The sequence below is a fragment of the Chromohalobacter sp. HP20-39 genome (assembly GCF_033052815.1).
Classification (GTDB): domain Bacteria; phylum Pseudomonadota; class Gammaproteobacteria; order Pseudomonadales; family Halomonadaceae; genus Chromohalobacter.
On record NZ_JAWHTP010000330.1, the window covers coordinates 1 to 342 of the forward strand.

A 342-nucleotide genomic window follows, 5' to 3' on the forward strand; every position below is an offset into this window, starting at 1 on the left:
TGCAGGTGGGCGCCTGCACAGTCGCCCCTGCCAGCGCTGGAAGATCGATTCGATCTGCATTGTGAATACGCGATGCGCTATCAGCACGCGCACCCAAACCGCCCGCCGTTGAACTCGCGAGTGCAGCATTGTCCAGCGTGACCGTCACGGCAATACGCGCCGCATTACGCGGGTCGCGCACCTGGACCGTCATCGGCCGGGCTCCGTGGTGGCGCAAATCTCCGCCGGCATTGACGACAGCGCGCTCGATTGCAAGCGCACGCATCACCTCGATCGCACGATCAACCGCGTAGCCCTTGGCGATGCCGCCCAGGTCCATCGATGCGCGGGTCTGCTTGATGA

1 protein-coding gene is annotated in these 342 nt (G+C 64.3%); it reads right to left on the bottom strand.

What is annotated here, in order from left to right; translation table 11 throughout:
• Nucleotides 1-342: FAD:protein FMN transferase (locus tag RVY79_RS18235; protein WP_317465941.1), on the bottom strand; the 342-nt coding region annotated here is incomplete at both ends.